The 25,210-nt window shown below is 63.7% G+C and carries 23 protein-coding genes and 1 tRNA gene; 16 read left to right on the top strand and 8 right to left on the bottom strand.

The genetic code is table 11. The features are described 5' to 3' along the window. The first annotated feature begins 12 nt into the window (after nucleotides 1-12). From ACFVSI_RS02085 to ACFVSI_RS02065, 5 genes are all read left to right on the top strand, one after another. On the top strand, nucleotides 13-1,404 hold the full coding sequence (locus ACFVSI_RS02085; protein WP_387819392.1) for a sensor histidine kinase: 1,392 nt from the start codon (nucleotides 13-15) through the stop codon (nucleotides 1,402-1,404). 245 nt (nucleotides 1,405-1,649) lie between these two features. After that, nucleotides 1,650-3,224: a sensor histidine kinase gene (locus ACFVSI_RS02080; protein WP_387819390.1), complete on the top strand. Its 1,575-nt coding sequence runs from the start codon at nucleotides 1,650-1,652 to the stop codon at nucleotides 3,222-3,224. Next, complete coding sequence (locus tag ACFVSI_RS02075) at nucleotides 3,209-3,931, top strand: response regulator transcription factor (protein WP_387819388.1); 723 nt, start codon at nucleotides 3,209-3,211, stop codon at nucleotides 3,929-3,931. The genes ACFVSI_RS02080 and ACFVSI_RS02075 overlap by 16 nt, the downstream gene beginning before the upstream one ends. 79 nt (nucleotides 3,932-4,010) lie before the next feature. After that, on the top strand, nucleotides 4,011-4,403 hold the full coding sequence (locus tag ACFVSI_RS02070; protein ID WP_387819386.1) for a hypothetical protein: 393 nt from the start codon (nucleotides 4,011-4,013) through the stop codon (nucleotides 4,401-4,403). Nucleotides 4,404-4,498: 95 nt separating this feature from the next. Beyond that, the gene (locus tag ACFVSI_RS02065) at nucleotides 4,499-5,107 is read left to right on the top strand and encodes a hypothetical protein (RefSeq protein ID WP_387819385.1); all 609 of its coding nucleotides are present in this window, start codon (nucleotides 4,499-4,501) and stop codon (nucleotides 5,105-5,107) included. A 64-nt stretch (nucleotides 5,108-5,171) separates the two neighbouring features. Here ACFVSI_RS02065 and ACFVSI_RS02060 read toward each other — a convergent pair whose 3' ends face one another. Together ACFVSI_RS02060 and ACFVSI_RS02055 are read right to left on the bottom strand one after the other, a co-directional pair. Beyond that, nucleotides 5,172-6,005, bottom strand: coding sequence for an aldo/keto reductase (locus ACFVSI_RS02060; RefSeq protein WP_387819383.1), 834 nt, complete (start codon nucleotides 6,003-6,005; stop codon nucleotides 5,172-5,174). 165 nt (nucleotides 6,006-6,170) lie between these two features. After that, nucleotides 6,171-6,986: an IclR family transcriptional regulator gene (locus tag ACFVSI_RS02055; protein WP_387819381.1), complete on the bottom strand. Its 816-nt coding sequence runs from the start codon at nucleotides 6,984-6,986 to the stop codon at nucleotides 6,171-6,173. 165 nt (nucleotides 6,987-7,151) lie between these two features. On the opposite strand from ACFVSI_RS02055, the gene ACFVSI_RS02050 reads away from it, so the two are divergent. Beyond that, nucleotides 7,152-7,973: an Asp/Glu racemase gene (locus ACFVSI_RS02050; RefSeq protein WP_387819380.1), complete on the top strand. Its 822-nt coding sequence runs from the start codon at nucleotides 7,152-7,154 to the stop codon at nucleotides 7,971-7,973. An 11-nt stretch (nucleotides 7,974-7,984) separates the two neighbouring features. Next, on the top strand, nucleotides 7,985-9,361 hold the full coding sequence (locus ACFVSI_RS02045) for an SLC13 family permease (RefSeq protein WP_387819378.1): 1,377 nt from the start codon (nucleotides 7,985-7,987) through the stop codon (nucleotides 9,359-9,361). Nucleotides 9,362-9,439: 78 nt separating this feature from the next. Here ACFVSI_RS02045 and ACFVSI_RS02040 read toward each other — a convergent pair whose 3' ends face one another. Beyond that, on the bottom strand, nucleotides 9,440-10,060 hold the full coding sequence (locus tag ACFVSI_RS02040) for a flavin reductase family protein (protein ID WP_387819376.1): 621 nt from the start codon (nucleotides 10,058-10,060) through the stop codon (nucleotides 9,440-9,442). 49 nt (nucleotides 10,061-10,109) lie between these two features. Then, a complete protein-coding gene (locus ACFVSI_RS02035; protein WP_387819374.1) occupies nucleotides 10,110-10,385 on the bottom strand; it encodes a hypothetical protein in 276 nt (91 codons plus the stop codon). A gap of 302 nt (nucleotides 10,386-10,687) precedes the next feature. On the opposite strand from ACFVSI_RS02035, the gene ACFVSI_RS02030 reads away from it, so the two are divergent. The 9 genes from ACFVSI_RS02030 (at nucleotide 10,688) to ACFVSI_RS01990 (ending at nucleotide 20,661) form a co-directional block, all read left to right on the top strand. Beyond that, on the top strand, nucleotides 10,688-12,163 hold the full coding sequence (locus ACFVSI_RS02030; RefSeq protein WP_387819373.1) for an NtaA/DmoA family FMN-dependent monooxygenase: 1,476 nt from the start codon (nucleotides 10,688-10,690) through the stop codon (nucleotides 12,161-12,163). Further along, nucleotides 12,160-13,047 (top strand): sulfurtransferase, encoded by an 888-nt coding sequence (locus ACFVSI_RS02025; RefSeq protein WP_387819371.1) that lies wholly within the window; start codon nucleotides 12,160-12,162, stop codon nucleotides 13,045-13,047. Before ACFVSI_RS02030 ends, ACFVSI_RS02025 begins: the two co-directional genes overlap by 4 nt. A 190-nt stretch (nucleotides 13,048-13,237) precedes the next feature. Next, nucleotides 13,238-14,902 (top strand): TIGR04028 family ABC transporter substrate-binding protein, encoded by a 1,665-nt coding sequence (locus ACFVSI_RS02020; RefSeq protein WP_387819370.1) that lies wholly within the window; start codon nucleotides 13,238-13,240, stop codon nucleotides 14,900-14,902. Nucleotide 14,903: 1 nt separating this feature from the next. Beyond that, complete coding sequence (locus tag ACFVSI_RS02015) at nucleotides 14,904-15,848, top strand: ABC transporter permease (RefSeq protein ID WP_387819368.1); 945 nt, start codon at nucleotides 14,904-14,906, stop codon at nucleotides 15,846-15,848. Beyond that, nucleotides 15,845-16,711 carry an ABC transporter permease gene (locus ACFVSI_RS02010; RefSeq protein ID WP_387819366.1) on the top strand — a complete coding sequence of 289 codons (867 nt, stop codon included), beginning with the start codon at nucleotides 15,845-15,847 and terminating at the stop codon, nucleotides 16,709-16,711. The genes ACFVSI_RS02015 and ACFVSI_RS02010 overlap by 4 nt, the downstream gene beginning before the upstream one ends. After that, nucleotides 16,708-18,366 carry a dipeptide ABC transporter ATP-binding protein gene (locus tag ACFVSI_RS02005; protein ID WP_387819364.1) on the top strand — a complete coding sequence of 553 codons (1,659 nt, stop codon included), beginning with the start codon at nucleotides 16,708-16,710 and terminating at the stop codon, nucleotides 18,364-18,366. The genes ACFVSI_RS02010 and ACFVSI_RS02005 overlap by 4 nt, the downstream gene beginning before the upstream one ends. Beyond that, a complete protein-coding gene (locus ACFVSI_RS02000) occupies nucleotides 18,363-19,412 on the top strand; it encodes a putative FMN-dependent luciferase-like monooxygenase (RefSeq protein ID WP_387819362.1) in 1,050 nt (349 codons plus the stop codon). Before ACFVSI_RS02005 ends, ACFVSI_RS02000 begins: the two co-directional genes overlap by 4 nt. Then, entirely contained in the window at nucleotides 19,409-20,062 is a 654-nt protein-coding gene (locus tag ACFVSI_RS01995; protein WP_387819360.1) for a CMD domain protein, read from the top strand. The genes ACFVSI_RS02000 and ACFVSI_RS01995 overlap by 4 nt, the downstream gene beginning before the upstream one ends. Next, the gene (locus tag ACFVSI_RS01990) at nucleotides 20,059-20,661 is read left to right on the top strand and encodes an alkylhydroperoxidase domain protein (protein ID WP_387819358.1); all 603 of its coding nucleotides are present in this window, start codon (nucleotides 20,059-20,061) and stop codon (nucleotides 20,659-20,661) included. The genes ACFVSI_RS01995 and ACFVSI_RS01990 overlap by 4 nt, the downstream gene beginning before the upstream one ends. An 86-nt stretch (nucleotides 20,662-20,747) precedes the next feature. Here the strand turns inward: ACFVSI_RS01990 and ACFVSI_RS01985 are convergent, their stop codons facing one another. The 4 genes from ACFVSI_RS01985 to ACFVSI_RS01970 form a co-directional block, all read right to left on the bottom strand. Next, complete coding sequence (locus ACFVSI_RS01985; protein ID WP_387819356.1) at nucleotides 20,748-21,779, bottom strand: aldo/keto reductase; 1,032 nt, start codon at nucleotides 21,777-21,779, stop codon at nucleotides 20,748-20,750. A 134-nt stretch (nucleotides 21,780-21,913) separates the two neighbouring features. Further along, on the bottom strand, nucleotides 21,914-23,710 hold the full coding sequence (gene selB / locus ACFVSI_RS01980; RefSeq protein WP_387819354.1) for a selenocysteine-specific translation elongation factor: 1,797 nt from the start codon (nucleotides 23,708-23,710) through the stop codon (nucleotides 21,914-21,916). A gap of 3 nt (nucleotides 23,711-23,713) precedes the next feature. Further along, a complete protein-coding gene (gene selA, locus ACFVSI_RS01975) occupies nucleotides 23,714-25,045 on the bottom strand; it encodes an L-seryl-tRNA(Sec) selenium transferase (protein ID WP_387819353.1) in 1,332 nt (443 codons plus the stop codon). 38 nt (nucleotides 25,046-25,083) lie between these two features. Then, a tRNA-Sec gene (locus ACFVSI_RS01970) sits at nucleotides 25,084-25,178 on the bottom strand. Nucleotides 25,179-25,210 lie beyond the last annotated feature (32 nt).

The following is a 25,210-nucleotide window of genomic DNA, read 5'->3' as shown; positions in this document are numbered from 1 at the left end:
GGAAGCTGCAGCGTGGATCAGCCACCATACACACCAGAACCCAGCACTGTTGCGCGCAGGGAAGTCCAGACAGCGGTAGCGCGCTTCCTCACTGCAGGGTTCGTGGCTCTCATTCTGGTTGCAACTCCCGTTATCTTCTGGATCCGTGCCGAGGCAGAACAGCACGCGCTTGCCAACGCCCGCGACATGACGCAGCGCCTGGCCGACAACGTTGTAGGTCCCCTCATCACACCTGAACTCCTGGCCCGGGATCACAACGCTTTGGACCTGCTCGATAAGCAGTTGGCCCCATGGGTAACCACCGGAACGCTCACCAGAATCAAAGTATGGGACGAACACGGCACTGTGGTCTATTCGGACATGGAGTCATTGATTGGACAACGGTTCGAGCAGGAAGACTGGGCCCGCAAACTCCTGGAGGGCGGACCGGCAACTGCAACCCTGGAAAAGCAAACCGAGCAGGAAAATGTCTACGAATCGGGTGCGGGGGAACTGGTGGAAGTGTACGCCCGGTCACGTTCGGTCAGCGGGGCAGCGATGATTTTTGAAACCTACTCCCCGGGTGAGAACGTCCGCCGGGAGCAACACGCGGTACTGATGAGCATGATCCCGCCGATAATCCTGTCGCTGGCGGCACTTCAGCTTGCCCAACTGTTTCCTGCGGTCCGACTTGTTCGAAGAATACAAGGACATCAGGCCTCAAAGCACGCCCTCATGCAATACGCCGTCGAAGCCTCCGACCAGGAACGCAGACAGATCGCGAGCGAACTTCACGACGACGTCATCCAAGACCTCTCGGGATTGGCCTACGCCCTTGAATCCGAAGAGCGGCAGGGACCGCCGGACCTGAGGCCCGTCTTCAGCAACGCCCGGTTGATGCTTCAAGAAACTGTACGGACCCTGCGGGCGATGACCCACGAACTGTATCCTCCCAACTTGGAACGGTTGGGCCTCAAAGGGGCTCTCACACAGCTCGCCGCTCCACTGCTGGCCAAGGGCATAGCCCTCACCATGGAACTTCCCGAGCAACTGATCGCAGACCGAGACAGGGCCGCCTTGATATACCGGGTGGTACGGGAAGCGTTGGTAAACGCAACGAAGCATTCTGCTGCCACGTCCGTACATATCCGGATCACTCAATCCGATCGAGTCACGAAGATCACAGTTACCGACAACGGGCACGGCTTTGACCCCTACATGGGGAGCAATGAAGGCCACTACGGTCTGAGGATTCTCAGCGATACCATCGGGCACGCCGGCGGCACCCTCGACATCAGATCCTCCCCAGGTGCCGGAACCATCATTCATGTGACTTTGGCCGGCCCGTCGCAGTCTGGCCGACAACAGCCGGGACGCCCGAAGGAACCGCAGGAGGTTGGCCGCAGGCGTAGCAGCCGGTGGTGACTCCTTCTGAGGATTGAGCTCCTCTGCCTGCTGCTGAAGTCGCCTGATCTCTATCCCAGGTCGCGCAGCCTTGAAGAGGCTGGGGGAATGTTGGAAAAAGCCTGCGCGGTTTCTTTGGATTCGGTATTGACGGTGCCAAAGGATTTCCCAAGCCCGTGCCAGTACGTTGGCTGAAACAGCGCAGCACGGCAGGGCAAGCAACACCCGGCCCGCCGAAACCAGCCTGAAGTCGATCGGAGCGCCACATGGAACCGCGCACAAACCCCGCCGTTGCTCCTGCCGAGGGAACACGGTCAGGTTTCCAGATCTCCTTTCGGGGTGCGGCCAGGGCAGGCTGGCTGGTAGCACGGGCAAAGTTGCGGACCCTCCGGGCAGCGATGCAGACCGTCCGGGTCCGGGTTTTGGCCACCGTCCTGGCCTTCTTGGCGGTAGGACTGTTCGTTGCCGGAACCACCACACTGACGCTGGACCTTCGGGAGCTCAACAGCCGGGTCAGCGAGGACCTGCTCCACCAGTCCTCACGCCTCCAGGACATCGCGAGCCAAGGCAGTCCGAATGGCCGACCTTATGCTTCCTTGGATGACGTCTTCACAGTCTTCCTCGGTGGCGGCACGCTTGGACGCTACGAATCCGTGATGGCCACCACTGCCGGAGGGAACACATTCCTGCCCGCTGGAGCACAGGCCCGCACACTGGGCCACCCCCACGTCCTCGAAACCGTCCTCGCCATGCCCCTGAAGGACTCCACTGTCTTGCGGGACGTCAACGTGGACGGCCGCACGCTCCGGCTGGCCGTCACCCCCGTTTCGCTGGACGGAAACCCCACCGAGGGCATTTTGGTGGCAGGGAACGAGATCGGCCAGCAACGGGACCAAATGGTGGCCTCCTTCGGAACCTTCGCCGCTGTATCCGTAGCCATCTTGCTGCTGGCAGGTGGCGTGGGATACGCGGTAACGGGCCGTCTCTTTGTTCCCATCCGGCGGCTGCGCCAAGCAACGGAAACTACCACCTTCGAGGACGTGAGCAGCCGCGTTTCGGTGCCGCCCGGCGACGACGACGTGTCCCAGCTGGCCACTGACTTCAACCGTATGCTGGACCGCCTTGAGGCGGGTATTGAGGACCAGCGCCAGTTCGTGGACGACGCCAGCCACGAACTTCGAACGCCCCTGACCATCATCGGCGGCCACCTTCAGCTCCTCCAGCCCTCAGACGCCGCCGACGTCGCGGAAACCAGGGTTCTGCTTCTGGAGGAGGTGGACCGGATGCAGTCCCTTGTCAACGAACTCCTCGTCCTTGCCCGCAGTGGCCGGCCCGATTTTATCCGTCCGGACTGGGTTGACGCCGATTCATTTCTTGAAGCTGCCATGGAACGGGTCCGCGTCCTGGGAGACCGGCATTGGCAGATTGAACAACTGCCGGGAGGCTGGTTCCAGGCAGACCGCAGCCGCCTCACCCAGGCCATTGAACAACTCGCGGCCAACGCCGTTCAATCCACCGAACCCGGGGACATCATCTCCATCGGCGCAGCATGGGTCGCTACAGAGGGCGGCGCTTTCGGCGACAGGCATCACGAGCCCACCATCGAAATCTGGGTAGCCGACACCGGTTGCGGCATCAGCGCCACGGACCAGGATAGGATTTTCGACCGGTTTGCACGCGCCGGGATGTCCCGGAGCTCCGATGGATCCGGCCTGGGATTGCCCATTGTTAAAGCAATCGCCGAGGCGCACGGAGGTTCGGTCCGGCTTTCATCACGTGTCAACGTGGGAAGCAGGTTCGTCCTGTCCTTGCCGGCGGGTACATCGTGGCTCGCATCCTGATCGCAGACGACGAACCACGGATCGCCGGCTTCATTGCCAAAGGTCTTACCGCGGCCGGCCACACCACCACCTCGGTCGCTGACGGCATCCGGGCGCTTGACTACGGCAGTTCCGGTGAATTCGACCTGCTGATCTTGGACATCGGGATGCCCCGTATGGACGGATTCAAGGTGCTCTCCGCCTTGCGCGCCATGAACTGCTCCGTACCGGTTATCGTCCTGACGGCACGGGATTCACTTCCGGACACGCTCGCGGCGCTCGACGGCGGCGCAGATGACTATATGAGCAAGCCCTTCCGTTTCGAGGAGCTGCTCTCGCGCATCCGACTCAGGTTGCGGGACAACCCGGCAGTGCAGGAGGACACGGCTCCTGCAAGCGGCGACGTCAGCCTGGACGTGGACCTGCGCAGCGCCATCGTCCGTGGCCGCTCGGTCCAACTTTCCGCCCGTGAGTTCGCCATGGCACGCGTATTCGTGGACAACGCAGGCAAGCTGCTGAGCCGTGAACAGCTGCTTAGCCGGGTCTGGGGCTACGACTTTGACGGGGCATCAAACGTGGTGGACGTCTACGTCGGATATCTCCGTGCCAAGCTTGGTCCGGAGCACTTCCAGTCAGTCCGCGGAGCCGGCTACCGGTTCACTCCCGTTCCTGCCGGCACAACAGGGCCTGACGCGGAGTCCGGAAGCACCACCCTGCACAATGGATGAGAGGTCCCTCATGGAAGTTTCATTTCCCTTTCACAGCGGCAAGGAAGAGTGGTAGCACCAGCAAACGAAAGGAAGACCGATGTCAAAGATCTGGTACCTCCCACTCGCCGCCGTTCTCGGCACCGCGAGCATGTCCGTCTGGATTCAAGCAAATGCCGGGCCGCCTCCCGCAGTCTCCCCCGGCGTCGTGATCCCCAACGCCAACTCCAGTACGAAGCCCGCCACGGTTGAAGATTCATCGAAACCCGACTATTCGCCCTCCGCCGTTCCTGGACCTACAGCGAGCATGACGGCGACGCCTGGGCAGGCCCCGGCGACCCACATCATCCCGGCCGAACCGGTGACATTGCCTCCGGTTCAGGTAGACGACAAGGGCGGACTCCGCGCACCGGGCGTCACCGACGACGGCGCCACCCACGACCTCAACGACGACAAAGGTGGACTCCGTGACCGCGACGCTTCCGACGACTGAAGACCGGTTGCGCGAGCGGAATAGTCACCGCCCGCCACGGGTTGTGCTGATGACGAAAGCAACCCCTCCCTACAGGAAAGCACCCAATCATCACCATGAACCCATCACCCGCGAAGAGCTTGTCCGAACTGATGGCCGACGCTGACACCGCAGGCCATGACCATGCAGCCACGGAGAAGAACAGCGGCCTTCGGCACATCCACAACCATGCAACAGGGGCGATTGTGTGGTTTCCCACGTGGCAGACCTTCCGCCAGACCAGCGACTGGGAGGATGCCGTCGCGGAGCAGGAGACCCGACTCAAAGCCTCAACGGCTGAAGGTACCCCTCTCCAGAATGCGGTCGCAGACCTGCTGACGGAACGGCTTGACTCCCTGCTGGAACGGGCTGCCCAGTCTCCGGACGCCAATGTCTTTGTGCAGGAGAACCTCACTGAGCACCTGACGGAGACCTGGGCCATCGCCGACGCCACGGGGCGGGCCTCCGGTGCCGACCTCCCCACAGGGACACCACCCGCCGCCTTTGCGGGCTATCCATATAATGTCTACGCCCAGGATGGCGGATCCTTTGCCACGGCGCTCTGGAATGATGTGATCGATGCCCGTCGCCATCGCGCCATCGCCGAAGAGGCTGCCCGCAAAGCCCTCAAGCCCGTGTCCCGCAAGGCCCTGAAAAATGCCGCAAGGAAGGCTGCACGGCGCTGACGGCGCGAATATTGGAGACGCCCGAGCCTGAAGGCGGCAGCGGCTTGCTGCACGGGGTGGCCGCCTAAATCATCTCAAGCGGGACTTTGCGGGCGGGCGGAGGATGGGCATGATCCAGGTCAGCCAGGTTGCTTGGCGTGAGCTGGATGTCCAGGGATCGCTGGCACTCCTGGACGTGGTGCGGACTCGAAGCCTTGGGAATGGCGACAACCAGTGGCTGCCTGAGCACCCAGGCCAGTGCAATCTGCGCGGGACTGGTGCCGTGTTCGTCGGCGAGGCGGAGCAGCACGGGATCATTCAGCATCCGCCCCTGTTCCAGCGGCGAGTATGCCATCACCGGGATTCCGCTGCCGACACATTGGGGCAACAGATCGAATTCGATGCCCCGGCGAGTCAGGTTGTACAACACCTGGTCAGTGGCGGCTTTCCGCCCTCCGGGCAGGCGCCCAAGTTCATCCATGTCTGCCACATCGAAGTTGCTGACGCCCCAATGCCGGATCTTCCCGGCCTGCTGCAGGTGTTCGAAAGCTTCGAGCGTCTCGAACAACGGCACAGAGCCGCGCCAATGCAGCAGGTAGAGATCGATACTGTCCGTTCCAAGGCGGCGCAGGCTACCTTCGCAAGCAGCAATTGTTCCGCGCAAAGTGGCGTGATGCGGCAGGACTTTGGTGACCAAGAACGCTTCGTTCCGCCGTGAGGCCAGCGCTTTTCCGACGAGTTCCTCGGCGGCGCCGTTGCCGTACATCTCCGCTGTATCAACTACGGACATTCCCAAGTCGAGGGCCGTACGGATCGCCGCTGTTTCGCGTGCGGCGTTGCCGGGGTGCTCGCCCATGCCCCACGTTCCGATTCCGAGCGCCGGAACGGCCTCACCGGATGGAAAAGATACCTGGCGCAACGCAACTCCTGTCGACAAGAGCCCGTTCCCGTTACCGGATGCACCGAGTCCGAACTTTTGCCGATTGGACGTCGGTAAAACGCGCCGTGTTGTTCCAAACTACTCCACGGCGGGAGGACATGGCAGGCAACGCACTGCCCGCCACATTTTCGGCCAAGGAGTATGTCAGGAGTTGGTTTTGGCTGTCCGGGGAGTCTTCTCCCAGTCCCCCAAGCCTTGGTAGCCAAGGGCATAACTGGCTTCCCGCCCCGCCTGGGCTACCACTGGCCCCAACCGTTCAACATCAGCGGGCCCAATCCGCTGAGTGGGAAACCCCAGACCCACGGCACATGCGAGACGGCCAGTATGGTCGAAGACCGGCGCACTGATGGAGCCGACATCCTGGTTGCGTTCCCCAAAGGCTGCGTAGAATCCCTGCCGGCGTGCCACCTCCGCCTGCTCGTTGAGCAGCTGAAGAGACACCGGGGTATCGGGAGTAAAGCCCTCAAGCGCCTGCTCGTCCAAAGCATCCCAGGCCCCGGGGTCGAACGCCAGGAAGATCTTGCCGGGGGCGCCGGCGTGCAGAGGCATGACCATCCCTACCATGAAGGGACGCATCACAACGTGGCGTGTCTCGGCCACTGCGACGACGGTCCGGAATGCACCGTCGCGGACGTACAGGCAGGCGCTTTCACCGGTTTCGTCACGCAACCGCTGCAAAACCGGCTTAACCAGCCGAACGACGTCGAGCCCAAAAGTTCCGGGAGTAGCCCAGCGGACCAGGCCTATGCCGATCCGGTACCGGTCGCCGTCGCGGTCCAGGAAACCCTCACGGAGCATGTTTTGGACCAATCGCTGGCAGGTGCTCGACGGCAGCCCGGTCTTGCGGATGATCTGCTGCAGCGTCGGCTCCGGCTCATCTACGGAGAAACAGTCCAGGATCTCCGCCACCTTATGCAGGACCAAGAGGGGCGAAGCCCCTGCTCCGGGTTCTTTTACCACTGTCCATTACCCCTAACTCTTCTCCGCAAGCATGCACCAGCTTAGTGATGCCCCGGGCAATGAAGAATGTGATCCATTTGACACCACAATGACGTGACCCACATTATGAGATACGAACCCACTCTATGGGTTCTACTCGCCCCAGCACAACGATGTGGAGAATCCATGAGCAACATCACCACCAGCACCTGCGAAACCGCTCCCGAGGCCAAGCGCCCCGGGAGCAGCCGCGTGGGATTGATCGTCCCCAGCTCCAACACGACCATGGAGACGGAATTGCCGGAGTTGTTCCGACGCCAAGCCGAGGCGACCGGACACAAGTACACCTTCCACTCCGCCCGCGCCGGGATGAAAAAGGTCACCACGGAGGAACTGCTTGCCATGGTGGGCAAGGCAGCCCAGTGCGCCGAAGCAGTTTCCGACGCCGATGTGGATGTCATCGCCTACGCCTGCCTCGTCGCCGTCATGGCTCAAGGTCCCGAAGCCCATGAGGGTTCCGAAAAGGTCATTGCTGACGCTGCCTCCGGCAACGGACACCCGGCCCCGGTTACGAGCAGCGCCGGCGCCCTGGTCCGAACCCTGCATGAAATCGGCGCCAACAGAGTCGCCATGATCACCCCGTACATGAAGCCATTGACCAAGATGGTGGTGGACTACATCGAAGGATCGGGCATCACGGTGTTGGACGCCATCAGCCTCGAAGTAGCGGACAACCTTGAAGTCGGTTGCCTTGACCCGCAGAACCTGCCCGCACTGGCCCGCAGCCTGCAGCGCGAAGGCGCCGACGCCGTCGTTCTGTCCGCCTGCGTCCAGATGCCCTCCCTCGCCGCCGTCCAGGCAGTCGAGGACGAGCTGGGACTCCCTGTCATCACGGCAGCTACAGCCACTACGTACGAGATTCTCAAGGCACTGGGCCACAAACCGGCCATCAGCGGCGCGGGCAGTCTGCTGTCCGGTGCCGGGGTGCTCGCCGCGGCGAAGGCGTAGGCGGCGGGCAAATGTCGCTCTCACTCATCGCATTCCTGGTGCTCGTAGCGGCTTTCGCCGCCGGCTCGTTCACCAAGATCAACGCCGGACTTCTGGCCACCATAGCTGCGTTCGGCGTGGGCACCCTCCTGGCTGGGATGTCGGTCAAGGATGTCATCGGGCAGTTCCCCGCCGGACTCTTCTTCATCCTGGTGGGCGCCACCCTGCTCTTCGCCATCGTACGGATCAACGGCACTATCGACCTGCTCGCCTACTGGGCTGAACGGCTCGCCGGCAACCGCAAGGTCCTGGTTCCCATCCTCATGTTCCTGCTGACGGCAGCCTTGGCCTCCGCCGGCGCCTTCACGCCCGCCGCCATCGCCATCGTCGCTCCGGTTGGCCTGGCACTGGGCATGCGGTTCGGCATCAGCACCTTGGCCATGGGCCTGGTGATCGTCCAAGGCGCCAATGCCGGCGCCTTCTCCCCCGTCAATCCCTTCGGCGTCCTTGGCAACAAGATGTTGGACGCAGCCGGGGCCGGTGACGATTCATTGAAGCTGTATGCGTACTGCTTCATCTTCAACGCCGTCCTGGCCGTGGTCGCCTATGTTCTGGTCCAGGCCATCATGAAGCGCCGGACCACGAAGACGGCGCCGCGGCTCGGCGGGGACACTGCCATACATTACGACGGCGGACCCGCCACCCCGGCGACCGATGGCGTGGGAGGATCGGGCACAGCCGTGCTTACGGCCCCGGCGCGGACTTCGGTTGCGGGGCAACATGCCAGCGGATCCGCCCCGGTCAAGGTAGCCGCCACCCCCATGCGGATCCTCACACTCGCGGGCATTGCGTCGCTGCTGGTTCTCACCACCGTCCTGGGCATGGATGTGGGAGTAGCCTCGCTGGTCATCGCCGGGGTCCTGATCATCCTCGACTCCAACGTGCAGAAGCCAGCGCTGGAAAGCATGCCATGGTCAGCCATCATCCTGGTCACCGGCATCGTCACCTACGTGGGCATGCTGGAGAAAATGGGCGCATTGAAGGAACTGCAGGAAGGCATCGCCGGTCTGGGCAACAGTTCCCTCGCGGCGTTGATCGCCAGCTACGTGGTGGCGATCGTTTCAGCCTTCGCCTCCACCACGGGAACCCTGGGCGTCATCAGCCCCGTGGTTGCCCCCATCGCCATGGACCCGCTGCTCACTCCTGTGGGCGTGGTGACGGCCATCGCCATCAGTTCCTCCGTGGTTGACGTCAGCCCCATGTCCACCAGCGGAGCCCTGCTGATGGCCAGCGCCCAGCCGAAAGACGAGCGGATGTTCTTCCGTGCGCTGTTGCTGTGGGCCATCGCAATGATCGGCGTTGTACCGCTTCTGGCCTGGTTCTTGTTTGTCCAGCTCGGCATTGGCTAGGAGCTACAGGCTAAAACAAAAGGGACGTCCCGCTTGGGACGTCCCTTTTGTTTGCCTCGGATTGACGGCCAGCCGGCCCTAACCCTTGGGAGCGAAATCTCCCGGCCAGTCCCCGAGCCGGATACGGCTACGGCTCCGGACGGCTCCGAGCGTTCCCCACTCGTCCAGCCCCAACCTGGCCAGCGGCTCGAGCAGGTCGATCCGCGGGTGACTGCCGTCCAGCACAGCACTACTCACGGCAGCATGTGTTACCTCGCCGAAAACCACAGTCGAGTCCCCGATCGGCAGCACGGAATGGAGCCGGCACTCGAGAACCGCCGGCGATTCTTTAACGCGCGGCACTGCCACCGTCAGGCTCGGCTCACGAGTCAGCCCTACGGCATCAAACTCACTGACCTGCGGCGGGAAGTTGGTTCCAGTGGCGTTGACCTCTTCCAACAGCGTCGCCGGAGCGAGGTTGATGACGAATTCTCCCGACGCGGTGATGTTGCGCAGCGAATCCTTCTCGCCCACCGACGTGAACTGCACAATCGGCGGATTGGTTGATGCAACGGTGAAGAAGGAATGGGGTGCAACATTGTCGGTTCCTGCCGGAGAGACGGTCGAAACCCAGGCGATCGGCCGGGGAACCACCACTGCGGTCAAAAGCCGGTAAAAGTCACGGGCGGACGTGGCCGAAGGGCTGAAATCGTTTCGCATACTGCCAGCCTAGCGATCAAAAGAGTGGGTCAGTTGAGCCGCCAGGGCTTTAGGCTGCCGTCGAAAGCGTGACGTAGCGTCCTTCAACGGCCCGGTTGGCAACGACGGCGGCATTGGCCACCGTCACGTACCTGCCGCGGGCGGCAGCCGGCAGATTTCGGCTGCCCGGGAGGGTGACATAGGACCCCTCAGTACGCGCCTGCGGGATACCCGCGGGCAGAGTCACGTAGCTGCCACCGCGCGATTCGGTGCTGACGGCACCGACCTCGGTAACGCTCTCAGGGGTGGTTTCGATGGTTACGGGGCGTTCGGCAAGCAAAGTCATTGATACTCCTTGGGATTCAGGATCATGGCCAGTTAGGGACTCCAGTACCGCTCAAGCGGAAGGGATGCGGATTGTGGCGCTCGCCCTGCCGGCCCGGGAGTGTTCACCGGTGCGGTAGTCAAGGGCTGCTCTGGCCTGTACTCAAGTCTAACTTCTTATTCTGAGCTACTCAAAATAAGGTGGCAGGACTCACTTCCCACAGGTGCTGACCGGGATGAACCACAGTGACCTGACGTGACACCGCACTAACGCATGTGAAGTCTCATTGGGAGCCCTGCCCGGACAGCTCCTAAGTTCGGCGCATGACAAACAACTCCACGCATTCCGAAGCCAACGACAGAGGAACCACCAAACGCAAGCACATCATCATCGGGGCCATGTTCCGGGCCGTCGGCGCCTACCCCAGCGGCTGGCGCTACCCGGGAGCCCACCACGATCCCCATGACGATCCGGAGGTAATCCGCGCCACTGCATTGGAAGCCGAGGCAGCTGGCCTCGACTACATCTTCTTCGGCGACTGGCTGGCAACAGGACCCGATCTGGAGTTCAGGGATCCCTACCTGGCCGCCCGCATCGAACCACTGAGCGCAGTAGCTTTCCTGGCCGGGATCACCTCCAGGATCGGCCTCATTGCGACGGTCAACACCACCTACTCCGATGCCTACACCCTGGCCCGCATCAGTGCCTCCATCGACAGACTCAGCGGTGGACGCCTCGGCCTGAACATTGTGACAGGGGCCGAACCACGGGCAGCTGCCAATCACGGCCGGGATGCGCACTGGGGCAACGAACAGCGCTACGACTCCGCCGAAGAACTCATCGACGCCTTGAGGCTGCTGTGGGACAGCTGGGGCGACGGCGCCTTGGTCGCCAATCAGGAATCGGGGCACTACCTGGACCCCTCCAAGCTGCACCGGGCTGACTTCAGGGGCGCGCACCATCCCGTGGCCGGTCCCTTGAATGTGCTCCGACCCATCCAGGGGCATGTTCCGATGGTCCATGCCGGCACGTCCCAGCGCTCCCGGCACCTTGTTCACACACGCGCTGACCTGGCCTTGCTGGCGCTGCCGGGCATCGCAGAGGCAGCCGCAGAGACGAAGACCCTCCGCACGGAAGCCGCGGCGAACGGCAGGAATCCAGACCACGTCAAGAGTCTCACTCCTGTGCTGCCCATCATTGGGTCAACCTTCGAAGAGGCCTGGGAGATTCACGATTTCCTGGCCTCCCGGGTGCCTGTATCACCGGGACCGCACGACGACAGGGAGGGATTCCCTGCCACCCGAAGCTTGGCTGTCCTGGGCGAAGCGATTGGGCTCGATCTGGCCCAAGTCGAGCTCGAGGCGGAAGCCACCGTTGACGATGCTGCCCGCTTCAACCAACACGGCGAGCACCTGCTTGACCTGACACGGCAGCGCTCAGGGAGGATACCGGGCACGGCCCGGCCCGTGCGATGGCGGGACATTCTTGTCAACCACTTGGTGCCTTACAGCGTGGTGGTCGGCACTGCCGCACATATAGCCGATTACCTCCAGGCCTGGCATGAGGAAGGCGGTGTGGACGGCTTCAACATCCTCACGCCTTTCCTCGGGGAGCAATTTGAACGCTTCACCCGCGGAGTGATCCCTGAATTGCGCTCGCGTGGTTTGTTCCGGGAGGCCTACCAGGGAAGCACGCTGCGCGATCATCTGGGACTCACCGTTCCTGTGAACCTCCACGAGGCCACACCGGTTGAAAGCACGACGGCGGCAGGTCCGGTCGGAGCCGGAGCCCGGGCATGAGCACAGAGGCCACACCCATACGGGACACGGAACTGGATGAACTACGCAATGCGCATTTCATCGAAGCGGCCGAACTGGCCCGTCAGCTCGCCGAAGGAGCGGCACCGGTCCTGCTGGACATCCGGTTCAGACCCGGCCTCGCCCAACCGGAAGCAGAATACGACGCCGGCCACTTGCCGGGGGCTCATTACGTCCACCTGCCCACGGTCCTTGCGGACTCGGGACCACACAGGCCCGCAGTGGACGGAGCACTCCCCCTTCCGTCAGCAGGTGCTCTGCAGTGCGCCCTGCGCAGCTACGGGATCAACAATGACACGGCCGTGGTGGTCTACGACAACCGGCACGGACTGTCCGCGGCCAGGGCCTGGTGGGTCCTGAAGTGGGCCGGACTGGTCAATGTAAGGGTCCTCGACGGTGGCTATGGCTATTGGCAGAGCCTGGGCTTGCCGACCACGACACAACGACCGGACACCGGGGCCGGCTCAATAACGCTGAATGCCGCACTGTCCCCGGCGAGCGGCAACCTTGCAACCATCGCGACCGACGAAGCGGCGGCCTTTCCACACGGCGGCATCCTGCTTGACGCCCGGGAAAGAGAACATTTCGTCGGGACTCCCGGGGACCCGCCAGCCCACATTCCCGGAGCGCTCAGCCTTCCCAGCAGCAGCACCTTGGACGAAAACGGGCTGCTGCTTCCCCCTGAGGTGCTCCGCGCGCAGGCCGAGGCAACCGGACTGACTCCGGGAGCCGCCGTCGGAACCTATTGCGGCGCCGGCGTCCTGGCCGCCCACAAAGTCCTCACCCTCGCCACCCTGGGCATTGAAGCGGCACTGTACGTCGGGTCCTGGTCAGCATGGTCGGCTGCCGCGGCAGAAAGGAAGTAGTTGAGGGCAAAAGCTGCCGGATTGTTGCGGCGCGTGAAGCGCTTTTTCGCCATGCGAACTGGAGTGACCGTTGATGTCGGCCCGGTTCGGACAGGCTTTCGCACCCTCCTACAGTGATGTCCAGACGTCCTTCCATCACCATCTTCCGCGCAGCGCCGCGGGCTCCACTCCATCCGAAAGAGGCATCCCCATGATCTTCCCCAGACCCGTCCGCGCCATCTATGCAGGCGTGGCTGCGCTTGCGCTCGCCACGGTGCTGGCCGCGTGCGGCGGCGCAGAAACGGCGAAGCAAGCCGACGACGGCGGCGCGCCGGTTACCGGGGGCACGCTGGTTTACCTGGAGCAACAGGCTCACACGAACCTGTATCCACCATCGGGCGGCTTCTACCCCAACGGCGGCATCCTGAACCAGATCACGGACAAGCTGACATTCCAAGACCCCGAGACGCTCAAGATTGAGCCGTGGCTCGCCGAGTCCTGGACCAGCAACCCCGAGTTGACCCAGTACACGTTCAAGCTGCGCAGCGGCGTCACATTCTCCGACGGCACGCCCGTGGACGCAGCAGCAGTAGCACGCAACTTCGACACGTACGGCCTGGGAAACAAAGCCCTGAACCAGCCCGTCTCCGAAGTCATCAACAACTATGACCACAGTGAGGTTGTTGATCCGCTCACCGTCAGATTCCACTTCAAGAAGTCCTCGCCAGGCTTCCTGCAGGGCACGGCCACCATCGGTTCCGGCATCGTCTCCATCAGCACACTGGACCGGAAGTTCGACGAACTTGGCGATGCCCGCAACATCATCGGCAGCGGTCCGTTCACTGTCGCCAGCGAAGTGCTCGGCAAGGAGCTCGTCCTGGAGGCCCGCAAGGACTACAACTGGGGACCAGCCACTGCAAAGCACCAGGGACGGGCCTACCTGGACACCGTAAAGATCGTCGTGACCCCTGAGGACAGCGTGCGTACAGGCTCTCTTCTTGCCGGGCAGGGCGACCTGATCCGCCAGGTCCAGGCCTATGACGAGAAGCAGGTAGCAGGGCAGAACTTCACGATCCACGCTCCAGGCACCCGCGGAGTCAATGACAGCATCGTTTTCCGTCCGGACAATGCGCTCGTCTCCGATGTGCGGGTCCGGCAGGCACTCCTGAAAGCTACGGACGCCCATGAAGTGGTGGACACGATTTTCTCGGAGAACTACCCCGTGGCCACCTCCGTCCTGGCCAAGGACGCCCAGGGCTACGTTGACCTTTCGGACAAGCTCCGCCACGACCAGGACAAAGCCAAACAACTCCTGGACGAGGCCGGCTGGAAGGTTGGAGCCGATGGCATCCGGACCAAGGACGGAGCGCAACTGTCCCTGACCATTTATGAGTCCCTGCCACAGCCGCAGAACAAGGCCGTGCTTCAGCTCGTGGCCCAGCAGTGGCAAAAAGTAGGCGTGAAGCTCAATGTCCTCGCCGGTGACTCCGGAAGCAAGACCGTTGACAGCCTGGATCCTGAGAAGACCCCTGTTTCCGTTGCCATGGTGGGTCGCGCTGATCCGGACGTGATCAAGAGCCAGTTCTACCCGAAGAACCGCGACGCCCTGCTCCAGTTGGGTGGCAGCAGCCAGAAGGTAAAGAGCTTCGTCGATGAAAAGCTCAATGCCCTCCTGGAAGCAGAAACGGCCCGCACTGACCCGCAGCAGCGCCTCAAGGACGTAGCCGACATCCAGAACCACCTCATCGACCAGGCCCTGGTGATCCCGATCTTCGAAGAACCGCAGGTCTTCGCTTCGGCTCCTTACCTGCACGGCCTGTCCTTCGAAGCTGTAGGCCGGCCGAGCCTGTACGGCGTCTGGCTCAACAAGGGCTGACATGCAGCGTTATCTCCTGAACCGTATCGGCCAGGCGGTACTGGTCCTCTGGGCAGCGTTTACGATCGCCTTCGTGCTGTTGCAGGCGCTGCCCGGGGACGCCCTCCTGATCAAGTACCAGAATCCCGACATGGGCCTGAGCCCTGCAGAGATCGCCGACATCCGGAACTCGTACGGTGCAGACACTCCACTGTTCCTGCAATACCTGAATTCCCTCGCCGGCTTCCTCACGGGGAACCTCGGTTATTCAGTGCAGGCCGGGGTGCCCGTTGTTGACCAACTCGCGGCCAATGTACCCTCGACCCTGGCACTTGCCGGGCTTGGATTCCTGGCCGCTGTCATCCTGGCGGCTGCCATCGCGTTCCTCGCCAGCCTCGCTCCCTTCGCATGGTTGCGCAACGCCATCGAGTCCCTGCCGTCGCTGTTGGTCTCCGTTCCGGTGTTTTGGCTTGGCATCGTGCTGATCCAGATCTTCTCCTTCCGGCTCAAGCTCATTCCCGTGATCAACCCGCCAGAGGCCCTGGGCCTGATCCTGCCGGTGGCGACGCTCGCCGTCCCGATCTCCGCTCCCCTGGCCCAAGTGCTGATCCGCAGCATCGATGACGTGCGCACCCAACCGTTTGTCGCCGTCGCCCGTTCACGCGGCGGCAGCAACGCCTGGGTCCTCAGCCATCACGTGGCCCGAAACGCGGTGTTGCCGGCCTTGACCATCGCCGGCGTTCTCCTCGGCGAACTCATCGGCGGCGCCGTGGTGACTGAGACGGTATTCGGGCGCAACGGCGTCGGACAGTTGACCCAGCAGGCCGTCAACAACCAGGACGCCGCAGTATTGCAGGCCGTTGTGGTTCTCGCCGCGGCTGCCTTTGTGCTGGTCAACCTTGCCGTGGATCTGCTCTACCCCGTCCTGGATCCCCGGCTCAAGCAAAAGACAGGAGCGCTCACATGAGCCAGGCAACCGTGGTCCCCGCCACGCAACCGGACGTCCCGCCCAAGGGCCGGGAACGACGAGCAATTCCCCGGATCCAGCCAGGGCTCTTGCTGGCTTGGCTGGTCCTGGGAATCGTTGCGCTGTGGACCATCGCGCCGGGCCTCTTCACCGGCCACAACCCCACGTCAGGCAAAGCACGGGACAAGCTCCTTCCACCAAGCAGCGAGTACCTCCTCGGCACGGACGAACTGGGCCGCGACCTCTTGTCGAGGATGATCCACGGTTCCATCAACTCAGTAACTGGTGCGCTCGTGGCCGTCGGGGTGGGGCTCGTGGTGGGAACCCTCCTGGGACTGCTCGCAGGTTCCCTGGGTGGAGCAACCGACAACGTGGTGATGCGGGTGGTGGATGTGCTGCTGTCCATCCCAAGCCTCCTGCTCTCGCTGAGCATCATCATCATTCTTGGGTTCGGCACGGTGAATGCCGCGATAGCCGTTGGCGTGGGTTCCATTGCCAGCTTCGCCAGGCTGTCTCGATCCGAAGTCCTGAGGGTCCGCCGGAGCGACTTCGTGGAAGCGGCCTTCGGAAGCGGCGGCACTTTCGGTTCGGTATTGCGGCGCCACATCCTGCCCAACTCGGCCGGACCGGTGCTTGCACTCATTGCCCTGCAATTCGGCAGTGCGATCCTTGCGATCTCCACGCTTGGCTTCCTTGGCTACGGCGCTCCCCCACCGACACCTGAATGGGGGCTGTTGATCGCAGAGGGCCGCAACTACGTGGCCACATCCTGGTGGCTGACCACCTACCCGGGCCTGGTTGTGGTGGCCGTGGTCCTGTCAGCCAACCGCATCAGCCACTCGATCCGAAAGGTACAACCGTGAGCGACGTCCTTACAGAGACGGCTGCGGCGGCAGCGGGGCAGAACACACCGTTGCCTGTCCTGGAACTGCGGAACCTGTCGGTGTCCTACGCCGACAAGCACCGAACGCACCGCAGGGTGGTCCACGACGTCTCCCTGCAGATCTCCCCCGGCGAGGTCCTGGCCCTCGTGGGTGAATCAGGTTCCGGAAAATCCACCACAGCACAGGCGGTCATCGGCCTCCTCGCCGGCAACGGACGCGTGGACGGCGGCAGTATCCTGCTCAACGGCACGGACATTGCCGGTTGGTCGCAAAAGCGCCTCGAATCGATCCGCGGCGCCAAGATCGCCTTGATTCCACAGGATCCGACGAGTTCGCTGAACCCCGTGCTCACCGTGGGAGCCCAGGTCGAGGAGGTGCTCCGGCTTCATACCAAGCTGCCCAAGACTGAACGAAGGCGGCGCGTCCTGGAACTCCTGGAGCGGGTAGGCATACCGGAGCCGGAACGCCGGGCAGGTCAGTACGCCCACGAACTCTCGGGTGGCATGAAACAGCGAGTGCTCATTGCCGCCGCCATTGCCCTGGAACCGCAACTGATTATCGCCGATGAGGCCACCAGCGCACTCGATGTCACCGTGCAGCGCCGTATCCTGGACCTGATCGACGAACTCCGTGCCGAGACAGGGACGGCGGTCCTTTTCGTCACCCACGACCTCGGAGTTGCCGCTGACCGGGCAGACCAACTGGTGGTGCTCAAAGACGGCAGGGTCCAGGAACAAGGCCCGACCACACAGGTTTTGGCCAATCCCGCCAGCAGCTACACGAGGCAATTGCTGGCTGATGCTCCGTCCATTTCGCCGGCCGTGGCCCGCCCGGCACCTACCCCTGGCCGCGAGGTCACTGTTGCGGTGTCAAACCTCGTGCAGGAGTTCGAAACCGGGCGCAACCAGCCGTCCTTCCGGGCCGTGGATGACGTGAGCTTCCAGGTGTACCGCGGCAGCACGCACGCCATTGTCGGCGAGTCCGGATCAGGCAAGACCACCACGGCCCGTGCCCTCGCGGGATTCCAGCGCCCCACTTCAGGCAGCATCACCATCAGCGGGCACGAGTTGTCAGGCCTGGACGCCAAAGGCCTGCGGCAGTTCCGCAAACACGTCCAGCTGGTCTACCAAAACCCCTTCACATCTTTGGATCCGCGCCAGAGCATCGAACGGATCATCGAGGAGCCCCTCCTGAACTTTGATCCCGTTCCGCGTCCGGAGCGGGAATGGATCGTCCGCGAATTGCTTGATCGCGTGCACTTGCCCGCCAATCTGTTGCCCAAGCACCCGCGTGAACTCTCGGGAGGCCAGCGCCAGCGCGTCGCGATTGCCAGGGCGCTGGTGCTCAATCCGGAGGTCCTGATCCTGGACGAGGCCGTCTCGGCGCTCGATGTCACCGTCCAGTCCCAAATCCTCGCCCTCCTGGAAGAACTCCAGGCGCAGCTGGATCTGACGTACATCTTCATCACCCATGACCTGGCAGTAGTCCGCCAGATTGCCGACACCGTGTCAGTAATGAGCGCCGGCCGGCAGGTCGAGGCCGGAACCGTCACCGACGTGTTCGACCATCCACAGCATGCATACACCCGCGAATTGATCGAAGCGATCCCGGGCAACCGAAAGGCACGGCCATGACCCAGCACCCGCAAGGATCCAAGCGGATCGGCTTCTTTACGCGTCTGCTCGACGACGCCGGACCGGCCGAGCGTTACAGGCTCGCCTTGGAGCAAATACAGACTGCCGAGGCTGAAGGGTTCGATACCGCCTGGGTGGCGCAACACCACTTCAATGAAGCCGAGGGCGGCCTGCCTGCACCGTTGGTCTTCCTCGCCTATGCCGCTGCCCGCACCTCCCGGATCCGCCTCGGCACCGGAATCATCACACTGCCACTGGAAGATCCCGTACGCGTTGCCGAGGACACGTCGGTTCTTGACCTGCTGTCCGGGGGCCGCCTCGAAGTCGGTGTTGGGACCGGCGGTACCGCTTCCTCGTTCGCAGCTTTCAGCCTGGACAGCGAACAGCGCCGCTCCCTCCACGCTGACAAGCTCCAGATCCTGACCGAAGCCTGGGGAGGAAAAGAAGTTCGCTCTTCAGCCAATTCCCTCTATCCTGCAGCTCCGGGGTTGCTGGAACGGCTCTGGCAGGCAACGTTCTCCGTCAGCGGCGGCGAGCGCGCCGGCCGTGCAGGCGATGGGCTCATGCTCTCCCGTACCCAGCCGCGCGACTCATCGCAACCCCATGCTCCCCTTGAGGCCCTGCAGAACCCCATCATCGATGCCTACCTCCAGGAGCTTCCGTCCGGAGCAACACCACGGATCCTGGCTTCCCGGACCTTATTCGTCGCTGATGACCGGGCAACTGCCCTCCGCTTCGCTGAAACGGGTCTGAGAAGGATCGTCCCGCACTTCGAGCGCCAGGGTCATGTGTTCGCCAGCGACACAGTGGAGGACCTTATTGCGGCCACGGACTCGCACGTTGGCTCGGTTGAGGACGTCATCGAATCGCTCAGCCGTGACAGCGTCCTGGAGCGGGCCACCGATGTGACGTTCCAGGTCCACTCCATCGACCCACCGCACGAGCACATCCTGCGTTCCATCAAGCTCGCAGCGACAGAGGTCGTTCCGCGACTCGGCTGGAAGCCTGTCCCAACACCCGTACCCGCCCTGCAAGGAGAGAAATGAGCAACACCTTCACTGACGCCGTCGACGACATACTGGGAGTCATCCCGGGCTCGCCGCTGGACCAGCTGCGCCGCCGCCGACCGGTTACCCGCGACAACACGCAAGCGAGCTACCTCGCGCTGTTCCGCAGCGGGCAACTGGACGACGCCGGCGCAAGCGAGCGTTACGCCGTCGCCCTGTTCGTGGCGCTCCTTCACGACAACCACGCCGCCGCTGACTTCTACTCAGCCGGACTCGTGCAGGCAGGTGCCTCGCCGGCAGTTACGTCAGCTGTTCGGGACGCGGCGCAGTCCGCTGCAACCGAAGGTCCTTACGGGACGTACCGCGAACCGGGTCTGCAGGGCGAGAACAAGCCCGGACTCCAGTGGGTTGCCGGGCAGGAACTGCGGGATGCGCTGGGTCCCCGACTCACAGCAGCACTGGAACACACCCACCTGCTGGTCTTCCGGCCCCGGGAGGCCTCTCCGGCAGCACTTCAGACCTTGCTCTCCGCAGGCTGGACAACTACGGGAATCGTGACCCTGTCCCAACTTGTCGCGTTCCTTTCCTACCAGCTCCGGATTATTACAGGGCTGGGGCTGCTCAATGCCCAGCCGACTGCTGAAGAAGCCGAGCTCGCCGAAGCACAGAACGAAAGGATCTACTCATGAGCGATTCGGTTACTACCTACCCTGGGCTGAGCCGCCCCGAGGCCTTCACGCAGGACCAGCTGGGCTGGGTGCCGTGGCTTGAGGCCCCGGCCTCCGAGGACCTGACCGAACGGCAGTACGAGGGCTTGGTTGACCGGTCGCGCGCTTCGAGTGACTACTTCCGGCTGCTGGCCCGTGACCCTGACATCCTCGGCGCCAGGACCAGGACAGACAAGGACATCTTCTACAACACCAAGGAAGGTCTCCCCCGGGCCGAACGCGAGCTCGCCGCGACGGCCGCTTCACGGGAGAACGGCTGCGTTTTCTGCGCCTCGGTCCACTCGCGGTTCGCGTCCCACTACTCAGAACGGCACGACGACGTCCAGCGCCTTCTCGACGACGGCACCTCCGCGGATCTCGGCCCGCGATGGAACGCCATTACCGCTGCCGCCGCAGCCCTTGCCCACACTCCATCGCGGCTCAACGCCAGCCACATCGCCGCTCTTGAGGATGCCGGACTGGATATTTTGGAAATCTCCGATGTCATTCATGGCGCAGCCTTCTTCAACTGGGCGAACCGGCTGATGCTGTCCCTCGGAGAGCCGGAGGCGGCCAGCTGAAGCAGTAATACTGCTGGCATTCACAACAGCCTCACGACAGACGGCGCCGGCCTTGGGCCGGGGCCGTCTGCATTCGGCTTGTCAGACTACCTGCCGCCTTCGATCTTGCGGCTGCGTTGCTGGATTGCCATGGGGCCATAGGGATATACACCCGAACGCGGCTGGCTCGCCTGAGTGAGTAGCTCTGCTTCCTCTGGGGTGAGTTCGAGGTCCGCAGCGGCAAGGTTGTCTGCCAGTTGCTCCACACTGCGGGCACCAAGAATAACGGATGTTACCGCCGCCCTGTCCGCCAGCCATGCCAACGCTACCTGCGAGGCACTCGCGCCATGGTCAGCCGCAATCTTTTCCACGGCTTCGATGATGTCCCACGTTCGGGGGTCGTCATTGCGGGCTTGCCATGCTTCCATGCCCCGGGTTGGATTCTCACCGAGCCGGGTTGCGCCAACGGGCGGTTCGTCCCGCTTGTACTTGCCGGAGAGCCAGCCGCCGCCCAGGGGCGACCACGGCAGCAGACCCACGCCCGCATCCAGGGACGCCGGGACGACTTCCCACTCGATCTCACGCACCAGCAGGCTGTACTGCGGCTGCAGGGTGACGGGCGCACTCCAACCATGGGCTTTGGCCAAGTGAACCGCCTTGGTCACCTGCCAACCCAGGAAGTTCGAGAATCCGTAGTAGGCGATCTTGCCGCTGGTGACTGAGTCGTGGAGGAATCGGAGTGTCTCCTCCAGTGGCGTGATGGGGTCCCAGGCATGCATTTGGTAGAGATCAATCTGCTCCACTCCGAGGCGGCGGAGGGAATCGTCCAGGGCTTTGGTCAAGTGGCGGCGGGAGGTGCCTACATCGTTGGGAGCCTGGCCCATCGGGAAGCGCCCCTTGGTGGCCAGTACAACCTTGTCCCTTTGATCCGGCCGGTCCGAGAGCCAGCGTCCGATGATCTCCTCCGATACGCCGGCGCTGTAAACATCCGCCGTGTCGATGAAGTTGCCGCCCGCGGCAACATAGTCATCAAGGATGGCGTGGGACGTTTCCTCGGTGGCTTCAGCCCCGAACGTCATGGTTCCGAGCGCATAGTTCGATACGACGGCGCCGCTGTTGCCCAGTGTGCGGTATTGCATAGCTCTCCTCAGTTCTCTCATCGAGGTGGTCCTGTTGGAGTTGACGATACGCACATCGCGGGGCATGGTCAGCAGGTTTTCCTGCCCCTGTTCTTCCTAGGACGCGGAGTCCTACCCTTTCCGAAGTCCGGACGTCAGCGCACCACTGTGCGGTGGCCGGCATCCAGGCGGTTGGTCCAGCCGCGCGAATCGAGATATTCCAGCAACGGAACCGCAACCCGGCGTGTTGTGTTGAGTGCCTGGCGTGCTTGGCTCGTGGTGAAGGGCTGGTCGAGGCGGGCGAGCGTTCGCATCGCAAGGGCCGGCGCGGTTGGCAGCAGCACCACACCGTCCCGCAGCCGCAGCACACGACCCGCGCGTTCGGCAGCAGCGAGTTCCCGGGCACCGAGCCCCAGTTCTGCCAGCTCATCGGCTTCGGGGGCCCGGAATGCCGCGGTCTTCAGCCTTCCCTCCAACGTGGCAATGGACGGTTCGATGGGGCCAAGGTTCTCATGGCTGCCCGGCAGGTGAATGTGTCCGCCGTCCTGTTCCAAGGCGGCCCCTCGGATAACGTGAGGAAGGAGCTTTCCGTCGGGCAGCTTGAGCAGGTCCTGCGCCGCGCCCATGGAGACACCGGGGGCCAAGGGATCGCGTTCCTGCATATCTTCGACGGCGGTGTGCAAGCGATGCTGCCATGCCTCGAGGACCGGCACATGTACCCACCAATCCTCGATGGCTCTCACGCCGGCAGGGGCGTCCGGGCCGGGCCCGGCCAGGAGTCCAAGTTTGAGTAACTGATCTACATGGACCGCTCCGCGGGCTGATACCTCGCCGAGTACGTCACCGCCGGGATCCATGCCAGCAAGCCGTTTCGCCCAGCGGGCGCCATCACCGCGCCGCCGCAGGGCTGGCGGATCGGCGTCGAGGACGAGCGCACCGCCCAGCACCGAGCGGCTTCCCGGGTCCCGCAGCACCAACCGGTCTCCGGGAACCAGGGGCAGGCTTCTGTCGAGGACGAGGCGGGCGTGGTCAACACCGAACGGACGCAACCGTGCGGGCACTGATGCAGTGCCGACATGCACCGTGAGCTGCTCCGGCACTTCCGGATAGGCCACACCCGTGGTGCGCCGGATGCCGAGGACCGCAGTGGTGGGCCAAGCACCCGGGGTAACCAGAGCGTCTCCTCGCCGGACATCCGCTGCGGCGATGTCGCGAAGGTTCAATGCCACCCGGCTGACCGGCTCCACCGAGGCACAGGCCGTGTCACGGCTCTGGAGGCCGCGTACCGTGACGGGCCGGGAATTTTCATGGCCGAGCAACTCCAGCCGCTCCCCTTGGGTGAGCGTGCCTGCAGCCAGCGTTCCGGTCACCACTGTTCCCGAGCCGGTAATGGTGAACGAGCGGTCTACCCACAAGCGAACACGCCCGGTCAGGGCAGGGGCAGGCACCCGCGCGAGGACATCGCCCAAGGCCGAACGCAAGTCATCCAGCCCAGTCCCGACGACGGCGGAGACGGTTACTGCGGGCGCGTCTTGCAGACCGGTCCCAGCCAGCTCGGTCCGGGTCCGCGAGAGCACCTCTGCGATCCTCGGGCCCGATGCCCTGTCCGCACGGCTGAGGACTACAACCCCGTACTCAATGCCGAGAGCGGCCACTGCATCCCGGTGATCGCTTGATTGCGCCTGCCAGCCTTCGTCGGCGGCAACGACGAAGCAGACCACCGGCGCCGGTCCGATGCCGGCAAGCATGTTCCCCAGGAATCGTTCGTGTCCCGGTACGTCCACAAACGCCATATCCTGTCCGGAGGGCAACGTGGTCCATGCATAGCCCAGGTCAATGGTCAGCCCGCGGCGGCGTTCCTCTTCCCAGCGGTCCGGCTCCATGCCGGTGAGGGCGCGGACCAGGGTGCTTTTGCCGGAGTCGACGTGCCCCGCGGTGGCAACGACGTGCACTGCTCAGTCCGACCCGGCTGGAACGTGTCCAGCCCGGAGCGTGAGCGCCTGCTGCACCGCCACAAGAATCAAGTGGTCATCCGCAGCAGGAACGCAGCGAAGGTCAATGAGGCACGAGCCGTCGTGGACACGCGGCAAGACAGCGGGATTTCCGGTGCGCAAATGAACTGCGAGATCCTCAGGAAGCTGCAGCGCCCACCCCGGCAGCGGAACACCGGGAGCACCCCCGCCGCCAACCCGGCCGTCGTGCGACACGACGGGTACACCGAGCGCTTCTGCCAGCTCGTCCGTGCGGCGACGCAACTGCCCGACGTCGGCATGCAGCGCCTGGACCACCGGTGGCGGTCCGCCCGCAAGAGTCGCCTCGAGGGCAGCGAGCGCAAGTTTGTCCGCACGCACGGCACGGGCGAGGGGATGGCGGGCCAAACGTTGGATGATGTCCTTGCGCCCCAGCAGCAAACCGGCTTGGGGGCCGCCCAGCAGTTTGTCACCGCTGGCGATAACGACGTCGGCCCCTCCTTCCAGAGCCGAGGCAACATCGGGTTCATCGGGCAGGTGGGGGTCGGGGGCGAGCAGCCCGCTGCCGAGGTCGGCCACCAGTGGAACGGCGTTTGCCCTGGTCACGGGGCTCAGGTCCTCAAGCGCTACCGCAGATGTGAATCCTTCTACCCGGAAGTTGCTCGGGTGGACCTTGAGCACGCAACCGGTGTCCGGACCCAGGGCGTTCTCGTAGTCGCGCAGGTGGGTCCTGTTGGTCGTGCCAACCTCGCGAAGCCTGGCGCCCGTGGACTCAATCAGGTCGGACAGACGGAAGCCGGCACCGATCTCAACAAACTCCCCACGGCTCACCACCACCTCCCGGCCCGCAGCGAGGGCCGTGGTGGCCAGGACCAGCGCCGCCGCACCGTTATTGACCACCAGGGCGTCCTCAGCGGCAGGGCAGGCACGGAGCAACGCGGCCCTTGCACCTGCTCCGCGGCGGGACCGGCCGCCACTGGCCAGATCGAGCTCCACGTCGACGTAGCCGCTGGCGCCAACAACGGCGTTGACCGCATCCGCAGACAGGGGTGCTCGTCCGAGGTTCGTATGGACAATGACCCCGGTGGCATTCAGGACAGGGCGAAGGCTTGTCGCTCTGTGGTCAGCTACGGCCGCCAGCAGGGTCGGCTCCACGCGGGAGGGAGGGAGCTCGCCGCGCCGGGCCTGGTCCTGGATGTCCCGGACCAGACCGCGGATGACGTGCCCACTCATTCGTGTGCGGGCTTCAAGGACGGCCGGTAGGGCCAGGAGGTCATCAGTGCGGGGAATCAGCCGGCGGGGATCGACCTTGTCCACAGCGCCTCCTCGTCTCACGGCATCTGCACGCCGTTGCCTGGCGGTGGCGGACGGGAATCGAACCCGCCAGGCCGAGATGCTCGGCCTCACCGGTTTTGAAGACCGGGGGGCCCACCAGGACCCGGACGCCACCGCGCCTCAATATAGCAGGTTGCTTTTGGGGGT

It is taken from the genome of Paenarthrobacter sp. NPDC057981 (assembly GCF_042886835.1).
Taxonomy (GTDB): domain Bacteria; phylum Actinomycetota; class Actinomycetes; order Actinomycetales; family Micrococcaceae; genus Arthrobacter.
The sequence above is the reverse complement of the archived record's forward strand: the minus strand, read 5'-3'. Positions and strand labels throughout refer to the sequence as shown.